Annotated in this window: 13 protein-coding genes, 2 rRNA genes and 1 pseudogene (1 of these 16 cut by a window edge); 4 read left to right on the top strand and 12 right to left on the bottom strand. The window is 68.6% G+C overall.

Features of this window, described 5'->3' with window-relative positions; all coding sequences use genetic code 11:
* Positions 1 to 250: 250 nt before the first annotated feature.
* Both OHA86_RS24650 and OHA86_RS24645 read right to left on the bottom strand, forming a co-directional pair.
* Positions 251 to 904: an HAD family hydrolase gene (locus OHA86_RS24650; protein WP_329178560.1), complete on the bottom strand. Its 654-nt coding sequence runs from the start codon at positions 902 to 904 to the stop codon at positions 251 to 253.
* A 97-nt stretch (positions 905 to 1,001) separates the two neighbouring features.
* Positions 1,002 to 1,508 (bottom strand): DUF6912 family protein, encoded by a 507-nt coding sequence (locus OHA86_RS24645; RefSeq protein ID WP_329178558.1) that lies wholly within the window; start codon positions 1,506 to 1,508, stop codon positions 1,002 to 1,004.
* Positions 1,509 to 1,860: 352 nt separating this feature from the next.
* Here OHA86_RS24645 and OHA86_RS24640 point away from each other — a divergent pair, with 352 nt between their 5' ends.
* Positions 1,861 to 2,208: an Rv3235 family protein gene (locus tag OHA86_RS24640; protein WP_329178557.1), complete on the top strand. Its 348-nt coding sequence runs from the start codon at positions 1,861 to 1,863 to the stop codon at positions 2,206 to 2,208.
* Between the two features lie 139 nt (positions 2,209 to 2,347).
* Here the strand turns inward: OHA86_RS24640 and secA are convergent, their stop codons facing one another.
* The gene (gene secA, locus OHA86_RS24635) at positions 2,348 to 5,152 is read right to left on the bottom strand and encodes a preprotein translocase subunit SecA (protein ID WP_329178556.1); all 2,805 of its coding nucleotides are present in this window, start codon (positions 5,150 to 5,152) and stop codon (positions 2,348 to 2,350) included.
* A gap of 227 nt (positions 5,153 to 5,379) precedes the next feature.
* On the opposite strand from secA, the gene OHA86_RS24630 reads away from it, so the two are divergent.
* Together OHA86_RS24630 and OHA86_RS24625 are read left to right on the top strand one after the other, a co-directional pair.
* Positions 5,380 to 5,982 (top strand): GNAT family N-acetyltransferase, encoded by a 603-nt coding sequence (locus OHA86_RS24630; protein ID WP_329178554.1) that lies wholly within the window; start codon positions 5,380 to 5,382, stop codon positions 5,980 to 5,982.
* A gap of 67 nt (positions 5,983 to 6,049) precedes the next feature.
* Positions 6,050 to 7,237, top strand: coding sequence for a winged helix-turn-helix domain-containing protein (locus tag OHA86_RS24625; protein ID WP_329178552.1), 1,188 nt, complete (start codon positions 6,050 to 6,052; stop codon positions 7,235 to 7,237).
* A 51-nt stretch (positions 7,238 to 7,288) separates the two neighbouring features.
* On the opposite strand, the pseudogene OHA86_RS24620 reads toward OHA86_RS24625, so the two are convergent.
* From OHA86_RS24620 to mtnA, 7 genes and pseudogenes are all read right to left on the bottom strand, one after another.
* Positions 7,289 to 7,954, bottom strand: a pseudogene (locus tag OHA86_RS24620) (response regulator); the annotation flags it as partial.
* Positions 7,955 to 8,160: 206 nt separating this feature from the next.
* The gene (gene hpf, locus OHA86_RS24615) at positions 8,161 to 8,847 is read right to left on the bottom strand and encodes a ribosome hibernation-promoting factor, HPF/YfiA family (protein ID WP_443054267.1); all 687 of its coding nucleotides are present in this window, start codon (positions 8,845 to 8,847) and stop codon (positions 8,161 to 8,163) included.
* A gap of 278 nt (positions 8,848 to 9,125) precedes the next feature.
* Positions 9,126 to 9,833: a ComF family protein gene (locus OHA86_RS24610; RefSeq protein WP_329178549.1), complete on the bottom strand. Its 708-nt coding sequence runs from the start codon at positions 9,831 to 9,833 to the stop codon at positions 9,126 to 9,128.
* A 185-nt stretch (positions 9,834 to 10,018) separates the two neighbouring features.
* A complete protein-coding gene (locus OHA86_RS24605; RefSeq protein WP_329178547.1) occupies positions 10,019 to 11,854 on the bottom strand; it encodes an LpqB family beta-propeller domain-containing protein in 1,836 nt (611 codons plus the stop codon).
* Positions 11,854 to 13,803 carry an MtrAB system histidine kinase MtrB gene (gene mtrB, locus OHA86_RS24600; protein WP_443071880.1) on the bottom strand — a complete coding sequence of 650 codons (1,950 nt, stop codon included), beginning with the start codon at positions 13,801 to 13,803 and terminating at the stop codon, positions 11,854 to 11,856. The genes OHA86_RS24605 and mtrB overlap by 1 nt, the downstream gene beginning before the upstream one ends.
* Position 13,804: 1 nt before the next feature.
* Positions 13,805 to 14,494: an MtrAB system response regulator MtrA gene (gene mtrA / locus OHA86_RS24595; RefSeq protein ID WP_106966605.1), complete on the bottom strand. Its 690-nt coding sequence runs from the start codon at positions 14,492 to 14,494 to the stop codon at positions 13,805 to 13,807.
* A 147-nt stretch (positions 14,495 to 14,641) separates the two neighbouring features.
* Positions 14,642 to 15,706, bottom strand: a complete 1,065-nt coding sequence (mtnA, locus tag OHA86_RS24590; RefSeq protein WP_329178545.1) for an S-methyl-5-thioribose-1-phosphate isomerase — start codon at positions 15,704 to 15,706, stop codon at positions 14,642 to 14,644.
* 619 nt (positions 15,707 to 16,325) lie between these two features.
* Between mtnA and OHA86_RS24585 the strand changes: the two genes are divergently transcribed.
* Complete coding sequence (locus OHA86_RS24585) at positions 16,326 to 17,300, top strand: glycerophosphoryl diester phosphodiesterase membrane domain-containing protein (RefSeq protein ID WP_329178543.1); 975 nt, start codon at positions 16,326 to 16,328, stop codon at positions 17,298 to 17,300.
* Positions 17,301 to 17,383: 83 nt separating this feature from the next.
* Here the strand turns inward: OHA86_RS24585 and rrf are convergent.
* Together rrf and OHA86_RS24575 are read right to left on the bottom strand one after the other, a co-directional pair.
* A 5S ribosomal RNA gene (gene rrf / locus OHA86_RS24580) occupies positions 17,384 to 17,500 on the bottom strand.
* Between the two features lie 96 nt (positions 17,501 to 17,596).
* A 23S ribosomal RNA gene (locus OHA86_RS24575) occupies positions 17,597 to 20,666 on the bottom strand (it continues 58 nt past the right edge of the window).

Below are 20,666 nucleotides of genomic sequence, written 5' to 3'. Positions count from 1 at the left end.
GTGGATGGCACGACGTACCGCGACGCGGGGTTTCCGCTACGGGACGACGCTATGCCGGAAAAGGGGTTCGCCGCGCCCGTCGGCACGGAGCAGCCCCGGGAGAACGGATCAACGTTGATCACGACGCCCAGGCTATCGCCCTGTCCGGGGGGGCTGTCAGGAGACGTCTTCGTACAAATGCACCAGACGTCTTTGGCCCGAATGGATAGAAACCGGCCGGGATATTCGTCCGAAAGGTGCCGGTGGCCCGTCAGGAAGCTATTCGCTCGGCCAGTTCGACGGCCTCGGCGAGGCTGTCCGCCACCGGCACTCCCGCGGTCTCCAGGGCCGCCCTGGAGTGCGAGCCGCCGGTGTAGAGCACGGCGTGGGCGCCGACGTGCGCCGCGGCGACCGCGTCGTCCAGCGCGTCGCCGATCACCACGGTCCGGCGCGGATCGACGGGGCCGAGCGACTCCAGATGACGGACCATCTGGGCGGCCTTGCCCTCGGTCGCCTTCCCCCTGCGGCCGTCGACACGCAGGAAGTGGTCGGTGATGCCGTGCGCCGCCACGATCGGCACCAACTGCTCGTGCGGGGCGAGCGAGCACAGCGACTGGGTCAGCCCCGCGGCCCGGCGGGCGGCCAGCAGTTCGGCGGCGCCCTCGGCCAGCCCGCAGGTCTCGGCCAGCGTCCAGTAATACCGGTGGAAGGTCGCGTCCATGACCTCCCACTCGGCGTCCGACGGCAGCCGCCCGATCAGCCGCTCGTAGAACAGGGGCACGGGCACGCAGTACAGCTCGCGGTAGCGGTCGATAGTGATCGGGGGCAGGCCGAGTTCGGTGAAGGAGGCGTTCGTCGCCTCGATCACTGCGTCGATGTCGTGGAAAAGAGTGCCGTTCCAGTCCCACACGAGATGCGTGCTCATGGAAAGAACCGTACTCGCGTGGGGCGTCGGGACGGTGTGCGGCCTGTGGACAACTCGGGTCCCGGTCCGACTGTACGGCGATCGGCGGATCGGTCGATCAGCCGATCAGATTGGGGATCTCCTGGGTGGCGTACCAGAGCAGCTCGTGGTCCTCGGCGCCGTCCACCGTGAACTGGGCGTCGTCGTCACCGGCGTCCGCCGCCCCCAGCGCGTCGGCCGCGGCCGCCACATCGCGCTCGGCGTCGTCCGCGTCCAGGTGGACCGCCGCGGCATCGGCCAGCGGCACCCGCTGCGAGAGCCTGACCTCGCCCAACGCGGCCGGATCCAGAGCGCGGTCCGGGTCGAAGCGGACCGCGGCGTCGGGGACGTCGACCGCGATGACCGTGCGGCGGCGTGGCACATCCGGGTGAATCGCGAGCAGCCGCAGCGACGCCTGGGCGGCCCGGGTCAGCGCCGCGTACTCCAGTTCCTCTATGTCGTCCGAGACGTACCACTCACGCAGGCTGGGCGTCACAGCGAAGGCGTCGAGCGGCACAGGCCCCGCGTCGCCTGCCTTGTAGGCCTCGGCCAGCCCCGCCAGGGTTGTCGGAATATAGACGCGCATGGCGTGAAGCATACGTGCGCAACCACGCTGATAGGTGAATTCTGCGGCGCCTTCGAACAGCGCCCGCCGGGTTTGCCTGGTGCCGGCGGCCACCCCTAGAACCGGACTACCAGTCAGTAACAATCTTGGGGAGCCCGCCATGCAGCCACCGCAGCCACCCGTCGCGCCCGCGTCAGGAGCCGCCCCCGACCCGCGGCGGGGGCGCGTACCCGGGCGCGTACCGTCGTCGCCCGCGTCCGCGCCGCCGCGCAGGCCAGGAGGCGCGGGCGCGGCGCCGCCCGGCCGCCGGGACATCCGCCGCCCCGCGGGACGGACGCAGCCGGGCCGCGCGCCGGCCGGAGTTCTCAGGCCGATGCCGGCGCACGACTGGTTCGCCGGCCGGCTGCTCGACGTCCTGACCGGGCGGCAGCCGCTGACGATGCTGGCCGGCAAGGTCAGGGACGAGGCGTATCAGCAACTGTGGGAGCTGCACGCGCAGCGAGCCGACTGGCGCCCGCGCGGCAACCGCGGGCGTACCCCTTTCGTGTACCGCTGCCGCGTCTGCGCGATCGATGTGTCGGCGCTGGAAGTGTGCGCCGTGGTCTGCCTGGGCCAGGACGTCTTCCGCGCGCTGGCCTTCCGCCTGGAGTCCGGCGGCCCGCGGGCGACGTCCGGCTACGGCCCCGGTCACTGGCACTGCACCGCGGTCGAGGCCCGATGACCTCCGGCAGGACGGCCGCCGGCCCCGCGGCGATACGCCGCGGGCGCCGCGCACCGCACCATGACGCGGCCGGGGGCCGGACCGTCTCCGGTCCGGCCCCCGGCCGGTGTTCGCATCCGCGCAGGCGGCGCGGCAGGGCTTACTTCTTGCGGCGGCGTCCGCCCTTGGCGGCCTTGCGCCGCTCGGCGCGGGTCTGGCCGACCTCGTCGTCCTCGGCGGCGGCGTCCGCCGGGGCGCCCTCGAAGTCGCCCTCGACGACGCCGCCCTCGCCGTCCACCGACGGCGCGGAGAAGTGCAGCCGGTCGGCCCGCTTGGGGGCTTCCAGGCCCTTGGCACGGATCTCCGGGCGGTCCTTGACCAGCGAAGGCACCGCGTCCTGGACATCGGCGTCGGCGGTCACCGGCACCTCCTCGACCTGCTGCTCGACCTGGACCTCCAGGTTGAACAGGTAGCCGACGGACTCCTCCTTGATGCCGTCCATCATGGCCGTGAACATGTCGAAGCCCTCGCGCTGGTACTCCACCAGCGGGTCGCGCTGCGCCATGGCGCGCAGCCCGATGCCCTCCTGGAGGTAGTCCATCTCGTAGAGGTGCTCACGCCACTTGCGGTCCAGCACCGACAGCACCACGCGACGCTCCAGCTCGCGCATGATGTCCTCGGTGAGCTGCTTCTCGCGCTCCGCGTACTGCTCGTGGATGTCGTCCTTGACGGCCTCCGCGATGAATTCGGCGGTGATACCGGCGCGGTCGCCCGCCTCCTCCTCCAGCTCCTCGATGGTCGCCTTGGCCGGGTAGAGCTGCTTGAACGCGCCCCACAGCCGGTCCAGGTCCCAGTCCTCGGCGAAGCCCTCGCGGGTCTCCGCGTCGATGTACGCGTCGATGGTGTCGTCCATGAAGTGCTGCACCTGCTCGTGCAGGTCCTCGCCCTCCAGGACGCGGCGGCGCTCGCCGTAGATGACCTCGCGCTGCCGGTTGAGCACCTCGTCGTACTTGAGGACGTTCTTGCGGATCTCGAAGTTCTGCTGCTCGACCTGCGACTGGGCCGAGGCGATGGCGCGGGTGACCATCTTGTTCTCGATCGGCACGTCGTCCGGCACATTGGCCATCGACATCACGCGCTCGACCATCTGCGCCTTGAACAGCCGCATCAGGTCGTCGCCGAGGGAGAGGTAGAAGCGGGACTCGCCGGGGTCGCCCTGCCGGCCGGAACGGCCGCGCAGCTGGTTGTCGATCCGGCGCGACTCGTGCCGCTCGGTGCCCAGCACGTACAGGCCGCCGAGGTCCACGACCTCCTCGTGCTCGGCCTTGACCGCCTCCTCGGCGCGCTCCAGCGCCTCGGGAAGGGCCGCGGCCCACTCCTCGACGTGCTCCAGCGGGTCCAGGCCGCGCTGCCGCAGCTCCGCCTCCGCGAGGTCGTCGGGATTCCCGCCGAGCTTGATGTCCGTACCGCGGCCGGCCATGTTCGTGGCCACGGTGACCGCGCCCTTGCGCCCGGCCTGGGCGACGATCGACGCCTCACGGTCGTGCTGCTTGGCGTTCAGCACCTCGTGCGGCACACCGCGCTTGGACAGCTGCGCCGACAGGTACTCGGACTTCTCCACCGAGACCGTGCCGACCAGCACCGGCTGGCCCTTCTCGTGCTTCTCGACGATGTCCTCGACCACGGCCGCGAACTTCGCCTCTTCCGTACGGTAGATCAGGTCCGGCTTGTCCATCCGGGCCAGCGGCCGGTTGGTCGGGATCGGCACGACGCCGAGCTTGTAGATCTGGTGGAATTCGGCGGCCTCGGTCATGGCCGTACCGGTCATGCCCGACAGCTTGTCGTACAGGCGGAAGAAGTTCTGCAGGGTGATCGTGGCGAGCGTCTGGTTCTCGTCCTTGATGTCCACCCCTTCCTTCGCCTCGATCGCCTGGTGCATGCCCTCGTTGTAGCGGCGGCCGGCGAGGATACGGCCGGTGTGCTCGTCGACGATCATGACTTCGCCGTCCATGACGACGTAGTCCTTGTCGTTCTTGTACAGCTCCTTGGCCTTGATGGCGTTGTTCAGATAACCGACGAGCGGGGTGTTGACCGACTCGTACAGGTTGTCGATGCCCAGCCAGTCCTCGACCTTGGCGACGCCGGACTCGTGAATGGCGACGGTGCGCTTCTTCTCGTCCACGTCGTAGTCGCCGGTCTCCTCCTTGCCGAGGCTGCCCGCCTCGCCGCGGTTGAGCCGGCGCACCAGCCGTGCGAAGTCGCTGTACCACTTGGTGGCCTGGTCGGCGGGCCCGGAGATGATCAGCGGCGTACGCGCCTCGTCCACCAGGATCGAGTCGACCTCGTCGACGATCGCGAAGTTGTGGCCGCGCTGTACCAGTTCGTCCTTCGACCACGCCATGTTGTCACGGAGATAGTCGAAGCCGAACTCGTTGTTGGTGCCGTACGTGATGTCGCACGCGTACATGGCGCGGCGCTCGGCGGGCGACATGTTCGCCAGGATGCAGCCGACTTCGAGGCCGAGGAATTTGTGCACCCGGCCCATCCACTCCGAGTCGCGCTCGGCGAGGTAGTCGTTGACGGTGATCAGGTGCACGCCCTTGCCGGACAGCGCGTTGAGATACGCCGGCAGCGTGCCGACCAGCGTCTTGCCCTCACCGGTGCGCATCTCGGCGACGTAGCCCAGGTGAAGGGCGGCGCCGCCCATCAGCTGGACGTCGTAGTGCCGCTGGCCCAGGACCCGCCTGGCCGCCTCGCGGACCGTGGCGAACGCCTCGGGCAGCAGGTCGTCAAGGGTCTCGCCGTTCTCGTACCGCTCTTTGTACTCGTCGGTGAGCGCCCGCAGCTCGGCATCGGAAAGGTTCTCGAAGTCCTCTTCGATGGAATTGACCTGGTCCGCGATGCGGTGCAGTTTGCGCAGGATCTTGCCTTCGCCTGCACGCATGAGCTTGTTGATGACGGACACGTAGGCTGGCTCCTTGCCGGTCGGGCCTGGCGCGGTTGCCGCGCGGGGCACAGCGGGGTTTTCTGTCTGCCTCGGCCCTGCTGCAACGGCCATCGTAAGCGAGGAGACCAGCGGGCCGGGAGGCCCGGCGACGGCAAAACGGTTTTCCAGGGTCCCGCGGGCTCCGCAATACTCGGCCGCAGGTCGTTTGTCCCCGTCCGAGCCCTCCGCGGAAGGTACGCCGAGCCATGGAGCCCACCACCCTGACCACCGGGCGCCTGCTGCTGCGTCCGCTGGAGTCGTCCGACGTCGACGCCGTGCTGGCCGCGTGCCAGGACCCCGAGATCCCGCGCTGGACGACCGTCCCCTCGCCCTACACCCGCGCACACGCGGTGGATTTCGTCGAACAGGTCAGCCCCCACGGCTGGCGCGACGACACCTTCTACAACTTCGGCGTCTTCACCCAGGAGAGCGGCACCCTGGTCAGCTCGATGGGGCTGGTCAGGCTGGCGCAGCTGGCCGCACCCGGCCGGCAGGCGGAGCTGGGCTACTGGACGGCGAAGGAGCAGCGCGGCAGGGGCTACACCGCCGAGGCGGGCCGCGCGGTGTGCGACTGGGCCTTCCGGTCGCTGGGCGTGGAGCGCCTCGAATGGGTCGCGGAGGCCGGCAACGTCGGCTCCCGGGCGGTGGCACTCAGCATCGGCTTCGTCATGGAGGGCACCGTACGGGCGAAGATCGTGCAGGACGGGACCCGGCGCGACGCCTGGAGCGGGGCCCTGCTGCCCTCGGACTGGGGGCGTGAATCGGCGACCGCGTATCTGCCGTACGACGCAGGGCAGCCGTCGGCGTGATCCCGCGATACCAGCGGTTTTCGCAGGTCAGCACCGATTGTCAGTAGGGCGTCCTAGGCTTGCGGCCATGACAGCGCTGCCGCCGCCCCAGCTCACCCTGTCCGCCGACGAGGCCCGCAGGATCGCCCTGCGCGCCCAGGGATTCCTCGGCGCTCCCGACCGGCGGGCCGGCACCCGCGGGGTGCTGCGTTCGCTGGGCGCGGTGCAGCTCGACACGATCTCGGTGCTGGCCCGCTCGCACGAGCTGATCCCGTACGCGCGGCTGGGCGCGGTCGGCCGGGAGGCGGTGGAGCGGGCGTACTGGTCGGACGACCACGCTTTCGAGTACTGGTCGCACGCCGCGTGCATCCTGCCGATCGAGGAGTGGCCGCACTTCGCCTTCCGGCGCCGGGCCCGGCGGGCGCGCGGCCACCGCTGGCACGTGCTGGCCGACGCCGAGCGGTCGTGCGCCGCGGTCCTGGACCGGCTGCGGGCCGACGGGCCGCTGACGTCCACCGAACTGGGCGGCGCGAAGAACGGCGGGCCGTGGTGGGACTGGTCCGAGACGAAGATCGCCGTCGAGTGGCTGCTGGACACCGGCGAGGTGGTCTGCACCCGGCGGCGCGGCTGGAAGCGGATCTACGACCTGGCGGAGCGCGCCGTCCCGGACACTCTGCTGCACGACGACATCGACGACGCCGAGTGCATGCGGCGGCTGGTCACCCAGGCCGGAGCCGCGATGGGGGTGGCCACCCGCGCCGACCTCGCCGACTACCACCGGCTCAAGGGCGAGCAGGTCGCCGCGGTGATCGCCGACACCGGTCTGGTGCCGGTCGAGGTCGAGGGCTGGGGCAAGCCGGCCTGGGCCGATCCGGCGGCGCTGGCGAGCGAGCCGCGCGGCCGGCACCGCACGACGCTGCTGTCGCCCTTCGACTCACTGGTCTGGGACCGGCCGCGCACCGAGCGGATCTTCGGCTTCACCCACCGCCTGGAGGCCTACACCCCCAAGCCGAAGCGGATCCACGGCTATTTCGCGATGCCGCTGCTCGCGGGCGGCCGGCTGGTCGGCCGGGTGGACCCGGCCCGGGAGGGCAAGACCCTGATCGCCCGGCAGGTGACGCTGGACGGCCCGAAGGCGGTGCAGCCCGCCGCCGACGCCATCTCCGAGGCGGCCGGCTGGGTGGGCTGCGTGGAGGCCCGGGTGGAGCGGGTGCTGCCGGAGACCCTGCGCGAGCCGCTGGTCACCGCGGTCAAGCGCGGCCATGACCGCCGCTGACCGCCCGGGCGGCTGCCGGGCGCCGCGTGCGCCGCCGGCGGCGGTACCGGGTCAGCGGATCTCCAGGATCTTCTCGCGCATCGCGTAGACCACGGCCTCCATCCTGGAGTGCAGCTGCAGCTTCTCCAGGATGTTGCGCACATGGTTCTTCACGGTGTTCTCGCTGATGAACAGCTGTTTGGCGATGTCCCGGTTGTTCAGCCCGGTGGCCACCAGCTTGAGCACCTCCAACTCCCGGTCGGTGAGCTTGGGCGCAGGCAGCAGCCGCCGCTCGTCGGTGCGCTGGATCATCGACTTGAACTCGGTCAGCAGCTTGGACGCCATCGACGGGCTGATCTGCGACTGCCCGTCCGCGACCGCGCGGATCGCGGTGGCCACCTCGTCGGTGGAGATTTCCTTGAGCAGATAACCGGTCGCCCCGGCCTTGATCGCCTCGTAGAGGTCGGCTTCCTCATCGCTTATGGTCAGCATGATGATCTTGGCGCTGGGGGCCACCTCCTTGATGGAGGTGCACGCCTCGATGCCGCCGCGGCGCGGCATCCGTACGTCCATCAGCACGATGTCGGGCAGCAGGTCGGCCGCCTTGTCCACCGCTTCCGCCCCGTCACCCGCCTCGCCGACGACCTGGATGTCCTCCTCCTGCGCGAGCACGATCTCCAGGCCCCGCCGGAACAGCGCGTGGTCGTCGACCACCAGTACCCGGATCGGTTCGACCGGGGCCGGCCCGGCCGATTCGTCCGAGCGCGAATAGGGGCTGGGACCGCTCCCGCCGGCTGCCCGGTGCGCAAAATCCGGCATCAGATCCTCCCCCTCAGACCAGAGTTCACCACTGCTGGTCCAGCATTTCACGTCCTGGCGTGCTGGTGCCCCCAGGAGAACCCGGGGGCACCACGCACAGCCGCCCTGCCGTCCGGCGGCCCGGCTCAGCGGCGCAGCAGCCCGCCGGCTCCGGCCGGGGCCTCGGTGCCCGCCTCGTCCGCGTTGATGTGGATCACGCCGTAGTCGTAGCCGTGCCGGCGGTAGACCACGCTCGGCTGCTTGGTGTCGGCGTCGATGAAGAGATAGAAGTCGTGCCCGACCAGCTCCATCTCGTACAGCGCCTGGTCCAGCGCCATCGGCGCCGCCGCGTGCGTCTTCTCCCTGACCACCAGCGGCCCGTCGCCGCGTACCTCCAGGGGGCCGATCCGCTTGGTCGGCACCCCGTCCGTCGAGTCCTCGCTGCCCACGAGTTCGCCGTCGGCGTTGATGTACGCCGCCTCCGGCACGGCCGAGGCGACCTCGGCGGCGGGAATCCGCTCGTTGCCCCGGCGGGTGTGGCGCTTGCTCGCGGCCTTGCGCAGCCGCGCCTCCAGCTTGGTCACCGCGACGTCCAGCGCGGCGTACGGGTCGGCGGCTGCCGCCTCCGCCCGGACCACCGGGCCGCGGGTGTTGAGCGTGATCTCCACCCGGTCGGAATGGTCCGCCTGCCGCGGGTTGAGCTCCTTGGACACCTCGACGTCGAGGCTGATCACCTTGCCGTCGAGCTTCTGGATCTTGTCCAGCTTCTCGGCCACGTGCTTCCGGAACCGCTCAGGCACCTCGGTCTTGCGGCCCTTGACGACGATGTCCACGCAGAACTCCGTTCCCGGACCGCGCCGGCTGACCGGCAACGGTCCCTTTCGCTGAGGCCGGCCCGGGTGCCAGTCCCGTCCGGCGCTGCGTCTGCTGCCGCTTCGCCCCCCGGGCTCACCGGGTACCGCGAAGCTACGGCTTTCACCTCCTCCTGCCCCACAGGGAAGATCAACACCCCATAGTGTTCGCTTCCCTCTACCCCGAACATAGTCCTGGTGTGCGGAGGTCGGCATCCCCAGCGCCGCGCTACCTCCATTCGGGTGAATACCGGACTCCGTCACCTGCGGCGATGCGCAGCGGAGGGGATTTCAGGACCGTCCGGTCCGGCGACCACCGCCGCTCCCGCCACCCTGCCCCCGGCCGCTGTGAGAGCTTGAGCCGCCACGCTCAGTGACGTCCCGGTCGTCATCAGGTCGTCCACCAGGACGACCGGTGCCGCCGCCAGCAGCGCCAGGGAGCCGCCGGCCACTTCCATCGCGCCGGACAGATTGGCCAGTCGCCCTGCCGCGTCCAGCCCGGACTGGTCGGCGACCGCCCGCCGCTGCCGCAGCACCGCCACCGCCCTGGCCGGTGTCCCCTGCCGGCGCAGTGCCGCTGCCGCCGCACGGGCCATCCGTGCGGTGGCGTCATGGCCCCGCCGTGCCACTGCCCGCCGCGCGGAGGGCACTGGTACCAGCAGCACCGTCCCCGCGACGCCCAGCGGCCCTACAGCCGCGGCAAGGGCCGTTCCCAGCGGCCGGGCCAGGCCCAGCGTGCCTCTTTCCTTGTGCGCCAGGAGCACGGCCCGCACCTCGTCGCCGTACCGCCCCGCCGCATGGACCGGTGGCAGCCCCGCCGGCTCCGGCGCCGGACGTACCCGCCGTACCGAGGACGCCCCGCCCAGCAGCCCCCGGCACCGCTCGCACAACTCCGTACGCGGAGACCCGCAGCCCGCGCAGTCCACCGGCAGCAGCAGCCCGGCGATCTCCCGCCACCAGCCCCCCATGCGTCCACTGTGACCGCTGCCGGGCACCGGCTGCCAGTCACTCGTTCGAGGGCTGTGGACAACTCGGATCAGGCACCTGACAAGCGGCGGTCCAGGCGGTCCAGGCGGTCCAGGCGGTCCAGGCGGTCCAGGCGGTCCAGGCAGGGCCTGGGCGCGGGCGGTCCTTCCACCCGGCGGCCCGCCGGTCAGCCCGGGTAGACCGGGCTGCCGCCCTTCGGCGTGACCTTCTTCCAGTTCGAGTCGACGGGCAGCCAGTAGACGCTGCCGTTGTTGGAGACCAGCAGCGGCTGGGTCGTGTCCTCGGAGGCCGCCACCGACACCGCCTCGCCGATGCTCGCCACCGCGGGAGCCACGAAACCGTCGGTGTTCACGTACTGGATCTGCTGGCCGCCGCCCACGTCGCTGCCCAGCACCACCAGCTGGCTCGCGCCCGCCCAGGACACCGAGCTGACGCTCTCCCCGTTCGGCGTGAGGTCGCGCAGGCCCATCACGCTGAACTGCGGCCTCTGCTGCGTGCCGGCCCGCTCGATCCACCCGAGCTGCAGTGTCTTGACACCGTCCTTGTCCACAACCAGGACGATCCGCACCCCGTCGGAGGCGACCCGCAGCGATTCGACCCGCCCCTCCAGCTCCGGCACGTCCACCTCGGCCGGCGCCCCCGTGCCGCCCCGCAGTACGTACAGCTTGGAGACCGCAGGATTGCGGTCGGCCACCCACAGGTCGCCGAAGCCGTCCCAGCTCGGCGCGCTCAGCCCGTTCCTCGGGTCCTGCGCGGCGCTGGTCAGCGTCGACACCTGGAAGGGCTCGTCGTCCGTCAGCGATCCGACCACCAGCTGGCGCCCGTCGGACTTGACCCCCGCGGCCATCAGCTCCTCGCGCTGCACCGCGACCGACGCCAGATCCGCCTTGGCCGAGCCGAACTGCCCGCGCACCGGATGCGCGGCCGTGCCGTTCGGCGTCAGCTCGTACAACTGGTGCTGCGCGGCGCCGATGAAATACTGCCCCGCCCCCGACCCGATCTGATTCGCGGAACCGTACCCGTGCGCCTGGGAGCTGGGCAGCGAGCAGGCCGTGCCGCCGTCGGCGTGCTGCACCTCGGCGGACAGCAGCTTCGCGGAGGACTGCGCCTGCACGGTGGCGAAGAGCTGGTCGGCCAGCCGCACGCACGCGTCGGCGCCGAGCCGGTCCGCCGCCTTGTTCAGCCGGACCCGCAGGTGCTGCGAGTCGTCCAGCGTGACGCCCTCACCCGGGCCCTTGCCGTAGATCCGGACCCCCGCAGGAGCCGCGGGGGCGACCGCACGGGACAGCCAGTCCGTGGGGCCCGCGAGCAGCGCGGCCACCGTCGCGGCCAGCGAGTCGGGCTGCTGCTGGCGCAGGTAGACCGGGTCGGCCACCAGCCTCTGCTGCCGAGTGCCCGACCGCTCCGCGTCGGAATCCAGCTCGGCGAAGTAGTACATGTTCACGGAGTGATATATCCGGTGGAAGTCCGCGGCGGACAGGATCAGGCCGTTCGGCAGCGCGTCGATGCGCCACTCCTTGCCCTGCCTGACCAGATGGACGGTCGCGCGGAAATTGCCCGTGTCGGGCTGGTACGCGTGCTTGGCGTCCACCAACGCAGCCTTGGGCCCGGACACCGCCACCGTCGTGCTCGCGTCCTTGGGGCCGGTGTCGTCGCCGCCGTCGCTCTGCGGGCTGCCGGACAGCACGGTGATCCCGGTGAACGGGTCCCACGTGTGCTCCAGATTCGTGGCCAGGTACTTCTTGGCCGTGGCGAAATCCGGTTCACCGCTGGTGGTGGCCTCCAGGAAGCCGTCGACGATCTCCGAGGCGCTCTCGCCGGAGTGCGGGGGTATGCCGAACACCCGCACCTGCGAGTCGGCGTCCGCCTGCTGCCCGTTGTCGGCCTTGCGGACCTCGCCGCTGCTCGGCATGGACGTGCATCCGGCCAGCAGCAGCGCCGCGCACACCGGCAGCCCGCCGCGCTTGAGCACCCGCAGGCCCCGGCCCCCCATGACTCGCATCAGACGTCGTCCTCCCGAACCGCTTCCTTGCGTCCCACCACCCGCGCCCCGTTGCCCGGCAGCGCCGCGGGATCGGCCGTCGCCGGCCGGGCCGGAGCCACGCTGGGCATCGGCGGTATCAGGCGCCCCGCCTCCCTGCCGTGCCCGTTGCCCACCGCCGCGCCGCCGGCACCCGCCCGCGGCGCGGGGACGGTCGGCGTGGCCGCCAGACCCGACGCGATCAGTCCGCGGTTGCGGCGCGAGTCGTCGGGCTCCAGCGCGATCGGCGACCCGCGCAGGCTGTCGCCCGCCGTCCGCGGCAGCGTCATACGGAACTGCGACCCGCCGCCCGGCTCACCCCACGCCTGGAGCCAGCCGCCGTGCAGCCGTGCGTCCTCCACCGCGATCGACAGCCCGAGGCCCGTACCGCCCGTGGTGCGCGCCCGGGCGGGATCGGCCCGCCAGAACCTGTTGAACACCCGGGTCGCCTCACCCGGCTTGAGTCCGACGCCGTAGTCCCGTACCGCGATCGCGACCGCTCCGTCGGCCGTCGCCAGCCGTACGATCACGTCCCGGCCCTCGCCGTGCTCGATCGCGTTGACCACCAGATTGCGCAGCACCCGCTCGACCCTGCGGGGGTCGGCCTCGGCGATGACCGGCTGGGCGTCGCCGCGTATCGCCACCCGGCTGCCCTTGCGCTCGGCCAGCGGCTCCGCCGCGTCGACCACCCGGCGCACCACCTCGCGCAGGTCTATCGGCTCCGCCGACAGTTCGGCCGCGCCCGCGTCGAACCTGCTGATCTCCAGCAGGTCCGAGAGCAGCGACTCGAAGCGGTCCAGTTGGTTCTGCAGCAATTCCGCGGACCGCGACATCACCGGATCGAAGTCGTCGCGCCCGTCGTGGATGATGTCCGCCGCCATCCGTACCGTCGTCAGCGGCGTCCGCAACTCGTGCGACACGTCGGAGACGAAGCGGCGCTGCATCCTCGACAGATCCTCCAGCTGCTGGATCTTGACCTGGAGATTCTGCGCCATCTTGTTGAACGACTCGCCGAGTCTGGCGATGTCGTCCTCACCGGTGACATGCATCCGTTCCTGCAGTCTGCCGGCCGCGAGCCGCTCGGCGATCCTGGCGGCCATCCGCACCGGCGTGACCACCTGCCGGGTCACCAGCCACGCGATGGCGCCGAGCAGGACCACCACGAAGATGCCGGCCGTCGCAAGAGTGCCCTTGACCAGGCCGAGGGTCTTCTCCTCCTGATCGAAGGGGAAGACGTAGTACAGCTGGTACGACGTGCCGTTGGGATCCGTGAGGCGCTTGCCGATGGCGAGCGCGGGCCGTGGCGGATTGCCGTCGTCGGTCTTGAGCATCGTGTACTGCTTGAGCGCCCCGGTGTGCCTGTCGACGGCGTCACTGAGCGATTTGGGAATGGTCTCCACGGGCAGTACGCGGTCCGAGCCGCGGGGCCCGCGCGTGGAGTCGTCGCTGGCCCGGCCGAACTCGTCGGGCCCGTCCGTCCCGGGGCTGAGCGTGACGATCCAGTACACGCCCTTGCCGCCGCTCGCGAACTGCCCGACCAGGCCGTTGAGCCAGGTCCTCGAATCGATGGACCCGCGCGACGGCCCGGACGCGGCATCCGCGCCGTCCTGCGCCTGGCTGCCCTGCGTCGCCATGTTCTGAGCGATGGAGAAGCCACCGGTCGCCTGATTCTGCGCGGCCTTCTCCTTGGCGTCGAGCAGGCCGTTCTTCACCTGCCCGATGACCACGAAGCCGAGCAGCAGCACCACGCCGACCGACATCAGCAGGGTGAAGGCGACCACCCGCAGCTGGAGATTGCGCCGCCACAGCCGGGCTGCCGGCTGCAGCGGACGCCGTGCCCAGCGCACGCACGAGCGGATCACCGGCAGCAGACCGCGCATCGGGTCCGCAAGCCGGCTCTCCAGCCGCTCACGCTCGTACGAGGCGCACATCTCAGCCCGGTCCTGCCTTGTAACCGACCCCGCGGACGGTCACCACGATCTCCGGGCGCTCAGGGTCCTGCTCGACCTTGGAGCGCAGCCGCTGCACGTGCACATTGACCAGCCGGGTGTCCGCCGCGTGCCGGTAGCCCCACACCTGCTCGAGCAGCACCTCGCGGGTGAACACCTGCCACGGCTTGCGGGCGAGCGCGACCAGCAGGTCGAACTCCAGCGGCGTGAGCGCGATCGGCTGGCCGTCGCGCTTCACCGAGTGGCCGGCCACGTCGATCACCAGATCGCCAATGGTCAGCTGCTCCGGTGTCGGCTCCTCCGCCCGCCGCAGCCGCGCCCGGACCCGCGCCACCAGTTCCTTCGGCTTGAACGGCTTGATGACGTAGTCGTCCGCGCCCGATTCCAGGCCGACGACCACGTCCACGGTGTCGCTCTTCGCCGTGAGCATCACGATCGGCACACCTGACTCCGCCCGGATCTGCCGGCATACATCGATGCCGTCCCGTCCGGGCAGCATGAGATCGAGCAGCACCAGATCCGGCTTGGCCTCCCGAAATGCAGCAAGCGCCTTGTCGCCGTCAGCGCAGAACGACGGCTCAAAACCTTCTCCGCGCAGCACGATGCCAAGCATCTCTGACAGCGCGGTGTCGTCGTCGACGACCAGGACACGTCCCTTCATACCGACCATCATCCCATTTGCATATCGATACTGGTGACCTTTCGTGATCAAGGTCACGCTATGCGACTATTGTCCCTGGTTGTACTCGGTTGCGCTGCCCCTCAGCTGCAGCCTGTGGATAACTTGTGGACCTGCCCGCACGCGACGCTCCGCGGAGCGTCACCGAACGGTCTGCTGTGCACACACCGACGCGAGGCTCTCGGCAGTCACCGGCGACGCCACACCGTGCTCCGTGACGATCGCGGTGATCAGCTCCGGCGGTGTGACATCGAATGCCGGATTATAGGCCTGCGTGCCGAGCGGTGAGGGAGCCAGATCCGTCACCTCACTTCCGGGCCGGTGCTCCACCTCGATCGCCGCACCGTCGGGAGTCGCCGGATCCACCGTCGTGGTCGGCGCGACCACCACAAAAGGCACGCCGTGATAGCGGGCGAGCACCGCCAGCGGATAGCTCCCCACCTTGTTCGCCGTCGACCCGTCGGCCGCGATCCGGTCCGCCCCGATCAGTACCGCGTCCACCTCGCCCGCGGTGAAGAGCGACCCGGCGGCATTGTCCGCCAGCAGCGTGTACGGCATCCCCGCCCGCGCCGCCTCCCACGCCGTCAGCCGCGCGCCCTGCAACAGCGGACGCGTCTCGTCGACCCACAACCGCCGCAGTTCGCCCATCCGGTGCACGGCCAGGACGACGCCCAACGCGGTCCCCTCCCCGCCCGACACCAATGCGCCGGTATTGCAGTGCGTCAAGATCCGGTAGCCGCCACCGGGCGCCAACTCCGCGAGCAGCCGCACGCCGTGCGCCGCCATCGCCGTGCTCGCCGCCGCGTCCTCGGCGTGCAGCGCCCGCGCCTCGGCGAGCGCCGCCGCCGGCCCCGCCCCTGGCGCCGCCGAACGGTACGCGGCGAGAGCGCGCCGCACGCCGTACCCGAGGTTCACCGCCGTCGGCCGCGCGTGCGCGAGCACCTCGGCCGCGTCCTCCACGTCGTACCCGCGGACCGCCGCCAGCGCGATCCCGTACGCCCCCGCCAGACCGAGCAGTGGTGCGCCCCTGACGGCGAGGGAACGTATCGCCTGAACGAGCGCGGGTACGTCGGTACAAGCCAGCTCGACCTCCTCCTGCGGCAGCCGCGTCTGGTCGAGCAGCACCAGGACCGGACCGTCCGGCGGCTCCTCCCAGCGCAGCGCAGGGACCGTGCCATGACCGGATTCCACGAGGTGATCACCCATCCGTCCAGTCTGCCCTGCCACGGTCGACCTACGGCAGCCCGTGACACGATGGCGACGAGTACCGACAGGACATACGAAAGGGCAGCCTCCGATGACCAACACTCCGGGCTGGGCCTCGCCCGGATCCTCCGACTCGCCAGAGCCGGACAGCGGCGACAGCCCCGATGCAACACACCCCGCAGCCGGGGAAGAGAAGGACGACCGCGCACCTGACGCGCCGACGCCCCCCGCGGTGCCGCCGACGAGCGGTGTCTGGTCACGCCAGCAGCCACCGCCCGGGCAGTGGCACACCCCCTCGGGCAGCGACCCGCACACCTCCGCACGGCCTTCCGTGCCCGCGGCAGCGCCCGCGGACCCGCGGCCCGACGTGACCGCCCCGCCCGCCTCCGCAGCGGCCCCTGGCGACGCTCCCTCCGGCGAGCCGGCGCCGCCCCAGGCACCCGTGCCGCCGGCCTCAGGACCGGGTACGGGCAGCCCCGGTGGCGGCTGGGGACACCAGTGGGCGCCCCCGCCCCCACCGCCGTCACAGAGCGGTGGTCCGCGCTGGGGCCCGGCAGCGGCTCAGTACGGCACCGGGCAGCCGGCGTACGGCGGCAGGCCGCCCGCGCCGCAGCCCGGAGTGATCCCGCTGCGTCCGCTGGACGTGGGGGAAATCCTGCAAGGCGCTGTCTCCACCCTGCGGCAGCACTGGCGGACCGCCATGGTCCTGGCCTTCGTCGTCGGCCTTCTGACCGAGAGCGTCAACGCGCTGATCAGTGGCCTCCTTATTGATGACACTCGAATTGATGACCTCAACCGGAATTCCGACCCGAGCGTCAGCGACATCCTGCACGCGCTCAGCGGCACTGCCGCGGCCTCGCTGCTGCTCATCGTGACGAGCATGATCGGAGTGGTCCTCACCGCGGGGCTGCTCACCACCGTCATCAGCCGCGCGATCCTCGGACGGCCGACCACGCTGTCTTCGGTCTGGCAGGACGTCCGCCCCCGGCTGACACACCTCGTCGGCCTCGCGCTGCTGGTCCCGCTGGCGCTGTGCGCGATCGTCGCGGTGCCCGCCGCCCCCGGTCTGCTGATCGCACTGGCCGGCAGCGAGTCAGCGGGCGCCTCGCTCGCCTCACTCGGGCTGCTCATCGGAATCGTCGTCTCGATCTGGCAGTGGAATCTCTGGAGCCTCGCCGCTCCGGCTCTCATGCTCGAAAAGCAGGGCATCAAGGCGGCGATGAAGCGCTCGGTAAAGCTCGTCAATGGTTCATGGTGGCGCGTTCTCGGTGTGCAACTGCTCATGATGCTTATCGCGGGCATCGCGTCTCTCATCATCCAACTGCCGTTCGCGCTGATCGCCGACGCGGCGGGCGACAACAGCATCAACAGCGTCTTCTCCGCGAGCGGCGACAGCAGCTGGACCACGATCATCATCGTCGCCATCGGCGGCGTGATCAGCTCCACCCTGACCCTGCCGATCAGTGCGGGCGCCGTCTCCCTGCTGTACGTCGACCAGCGCATCCGCCGCGAGGCCCTGGACATCGAGCTCGGCCGTGCGGCAAAGGTCCCCGGATACGAGGCCCCCGCCGCCAAGGTCGGCGCCGAACGCTGACAGGCAGGGAGGCAACAACAGAAGGGCAACGCAAAAAAGCCCCGCCCCCGAGGTGACCTCGGGGGCGGGGCTTTCTAATAATTGTTCGGCGGTGTCCTACTCTCCCACAGGGTCCCCCCTGCAGTACCATCGGCGCTGAAAGGCTTAGCTTCCGGGTTCGGAATGTAACCGGGCGTTTCCCTAACGCTATGACCACCGAAACACCATGAAACACACACCACCACCCAGACACCACAATGTGATACGGGTGTGTGGTGGCTGGTTGTTTCAGAACCACACAGTGGACGCGAGCAACTGAGGACAAGCCCTCGGCCTATTAGTACCGGTCAGCTCCACCCCTTACGAGGCTTCCACATCCGGCCTATCAACCCAGTCGTCTACTGGGAGCCTTACCCCATCAAGTGGGTGGGAGCCCTCATCTCGAAGCAGGCTTCCCGCTTAGATGCTTTCAGCGGTTATCCCTCCCGAACGTAGCCAACCAGCCATGCCCTTGGCAGGACAACTGGCACACCAGAGGTTCGTCCGTCCCGGTCCTCTCGTACTAGGGACAGCCCTTCTCAAGACTCCTACGCGCGCAGCGGATAGGGACCGAACTGTCTCACGACGTTCTAAACCCAGCTCGCGTACCGCTTTAATGGGCGAACAGCCCAACCCTTGGGACCGACTCCAGCCCCAGGATGCGACGAGCCGACATCGAGGTGCCAAACCATCCCGTCGATATGGACTCTTGGGGAAGATCAGCCTGTTATCCCCGGGGTACCTTTTATCCGTTGAGCGACGGCGCTTCCACAAGCCACCGCCGGATCACTAGTCCCTACTTTCGTACCTGCTCGACCCGTCAGTCTCACAGTCAAGCTCCCTTGTGCACTTACACTCAACACCTGATTGCCAACCAGGCTGAGGGAACCTTTGGGCGCCTCCGTTACCCTTTAGGAGGCAACCGCCCCAGTTAAACTACCCACCAGACACTGTCCCTGATCCGGATCACGGACCGAGGTTAGACATCCAGCACGACCAGAGTGGTATTTCAACGACGACTCCACCACGGCTGGCGCCATGACTTCACAGTCTCCCACCTATCCTACACAAGCCGAACCGAACACCAATATCAAGCTATAGTAAAGGTCCCGGGGTCTTTCCGTCCTGCTGCGCGAAACGAGCATCTTTACTCGTAGTGCAATTTCACCGGGCCTATGGTTGAGACAGTCGAGAAGTCGTTACGCCATTCGTGCAGGTCGGAACTTACCCGACAAGGAATTTCGCTACCTTAGGATGGTTATAGTTACCACCGCCGTTTACTGGCGCTTAAGTTCTCAGCTTCGCCACACCGAAATGTGACTAACCGGTCCCCTTAACGTTCCAGCACCGGGCAGGCGTCAGTCCGTATACATCGCCTTACGGCTTCGCACGGACCTGTGTTTTTAGTAAACAGTCGCTTCTCGCTGGTCTCTGCGGCCACACCCAGCTCAAGGAGCACGTCCCATCACCGAACATGGCCCCCCTTCTCCCGAAGTTACGGGGGCATTTTGCCGAGTTCCTTAACCATAGTTCACCCGAACGCCTCGGTATTCTCTACCTGACCACCTGAGTCGGTTTAGGGTACGGGCCGCCGTAAAACTCGCTAGAGGCTTTTCTCGACAGCATAGGATCATCCACTTCACCACAATCGGCTCGGCATCAGGTCTCAGACTATATGCCACCCGGATTTACCTGGATGACGTCCTACACCCTTACCCCGGGACAACCACCGCCCGGGCTGGACTACCTTCCTGCGTCACCCCATCACTTACCTACTACCCCCTTGGGTCAGCGGCTCCACCACTCCCCCTCACTCCGAAGAGATCAGAGGCGGCTTCACGGCCTTAGCATCAAAGGATTCAGCACTGGGCGCTTTACAGCGGGTACCGGAATATCAACCGGTTGTCCATCGACTACGCCTGTCGGCCTCGCCTTAGGTCCCGACTTACCCTGGGCAGATCAGCTTGACCCAGGAACCCTTAGTCAATCGGCGCAAGAGTTTCCCACTCTTGTATCGCTACTCATGCCTGCATTCTCACTCGTGAACCGTCCACCACTGCCTTCCGGCGCAGCTTCACCCGGCACACGACGCTCCCCTACCCATCACAGCAGGCGTTGGCCCTCAATGCTGCAATGACACGACTTCGGCGGTACGCTTGAGCCCCGCTACATTGTCGGCGCGGAATCACTTGACCAGTGAGCTATTACGCACTCTTTCAAGGGTGGCTGCTTCTAAGCCAACCTCCTGGTTGTCTCTGCGACTCCACATCCTTTCCCACTTAGCGTACGCTTAGGGGCCTTAGTCGATGCTCTGGGCTGTTTCCCTCTCGACCATGGAGCTTATCCCCCACAGTCTCACTGCCGCGCTCTCACTTACCGGCATTCGGAGTTTGGCTAAGGTCAGTAACCCGGCAGGGCCCATCGCCTATCCAGTGCTCTACCTCCGGCAAGAAACACACGACGCTGCACCTAAATGCATTTCGGGGAGAACCAGCTATCACGGAGTTTGATTGGCCTTTCACCCCTAACCACAGGTCATCCCCCAGGTTTTCAACCCTGGTGGGTTCGGTCCTCCACGACCTCTTACAGCCGCTTCAACCTGCCCATGGCTAGATCACTCCGCTTCGGGTCTTGAGCGTGCTACTAAACAGCCCTATTCGGACTCGCTTTCGCTACGGCTACCCCACACGGGTTAACCTCGCAACACACCGCAAACTCGCAGGCTCATTCTTCAAAAGGCACGCAGTCACGACGTCGAACGACAAGTCGTCCAACGCGACGCTCCCACGGCTTGTAGGCACACGGTTTCAGGTACTATTTCACTCCGCTCCCGCGGTACTTTTCACCATTCCCTCACGGTACTATCCGCTATCGGTCACCAGGGAATATTTAGGCTTAACGGGTGGTCCCGCCAGATTCACACAGGATTTCTCGGGCCCTGTGCTACTTGGGTGATCTCCAAGAGAGCCGCTCATGTTTCAGCTACGGGGGTCTTACCCTCTACGCCGGACCTTTCGCATGTCCTTCGCCTACACAAACGGTTTATAACTCTCCGACCGGCCGGCAGACCGGTCAAGGAAACTCCCACGACCCCGCACACGCAACCCCTGCCGGGTATCACACGTGAACGGTTTAGCCTCATCCGGTTTCGCTCGCCACTACTCCCGGAATCACGGTTGTTTTCTCTTCCTGCGGGTACTGAGATGTTTCACTTCCCCGCGTTCCCTCCACATACCCTATGTGTTCAGGTATGGGTGACAGCCCATGACGACTGCCGGGTTTCCCCATTCGGACACCCCCGGATCAAAGCTCGGTTGACAGCTCCCCGGGGCCTATCGTGGCCTCCCA

Origin of the sequence: Streptomyces sp. NBC_01477 (assembly GCF_036227245.1) — a bacterium.
GTDB lineage: Bacteria > Actinomycetota > Actinomycetes > Streptomycetales > Streptomycetaceae > Actinacidiphila.
The sequence above is the reverse complement of the archived record's forward strand: the minus strand, read 5'-3'. Positions and strand labels throughout refer to the sequence as shown.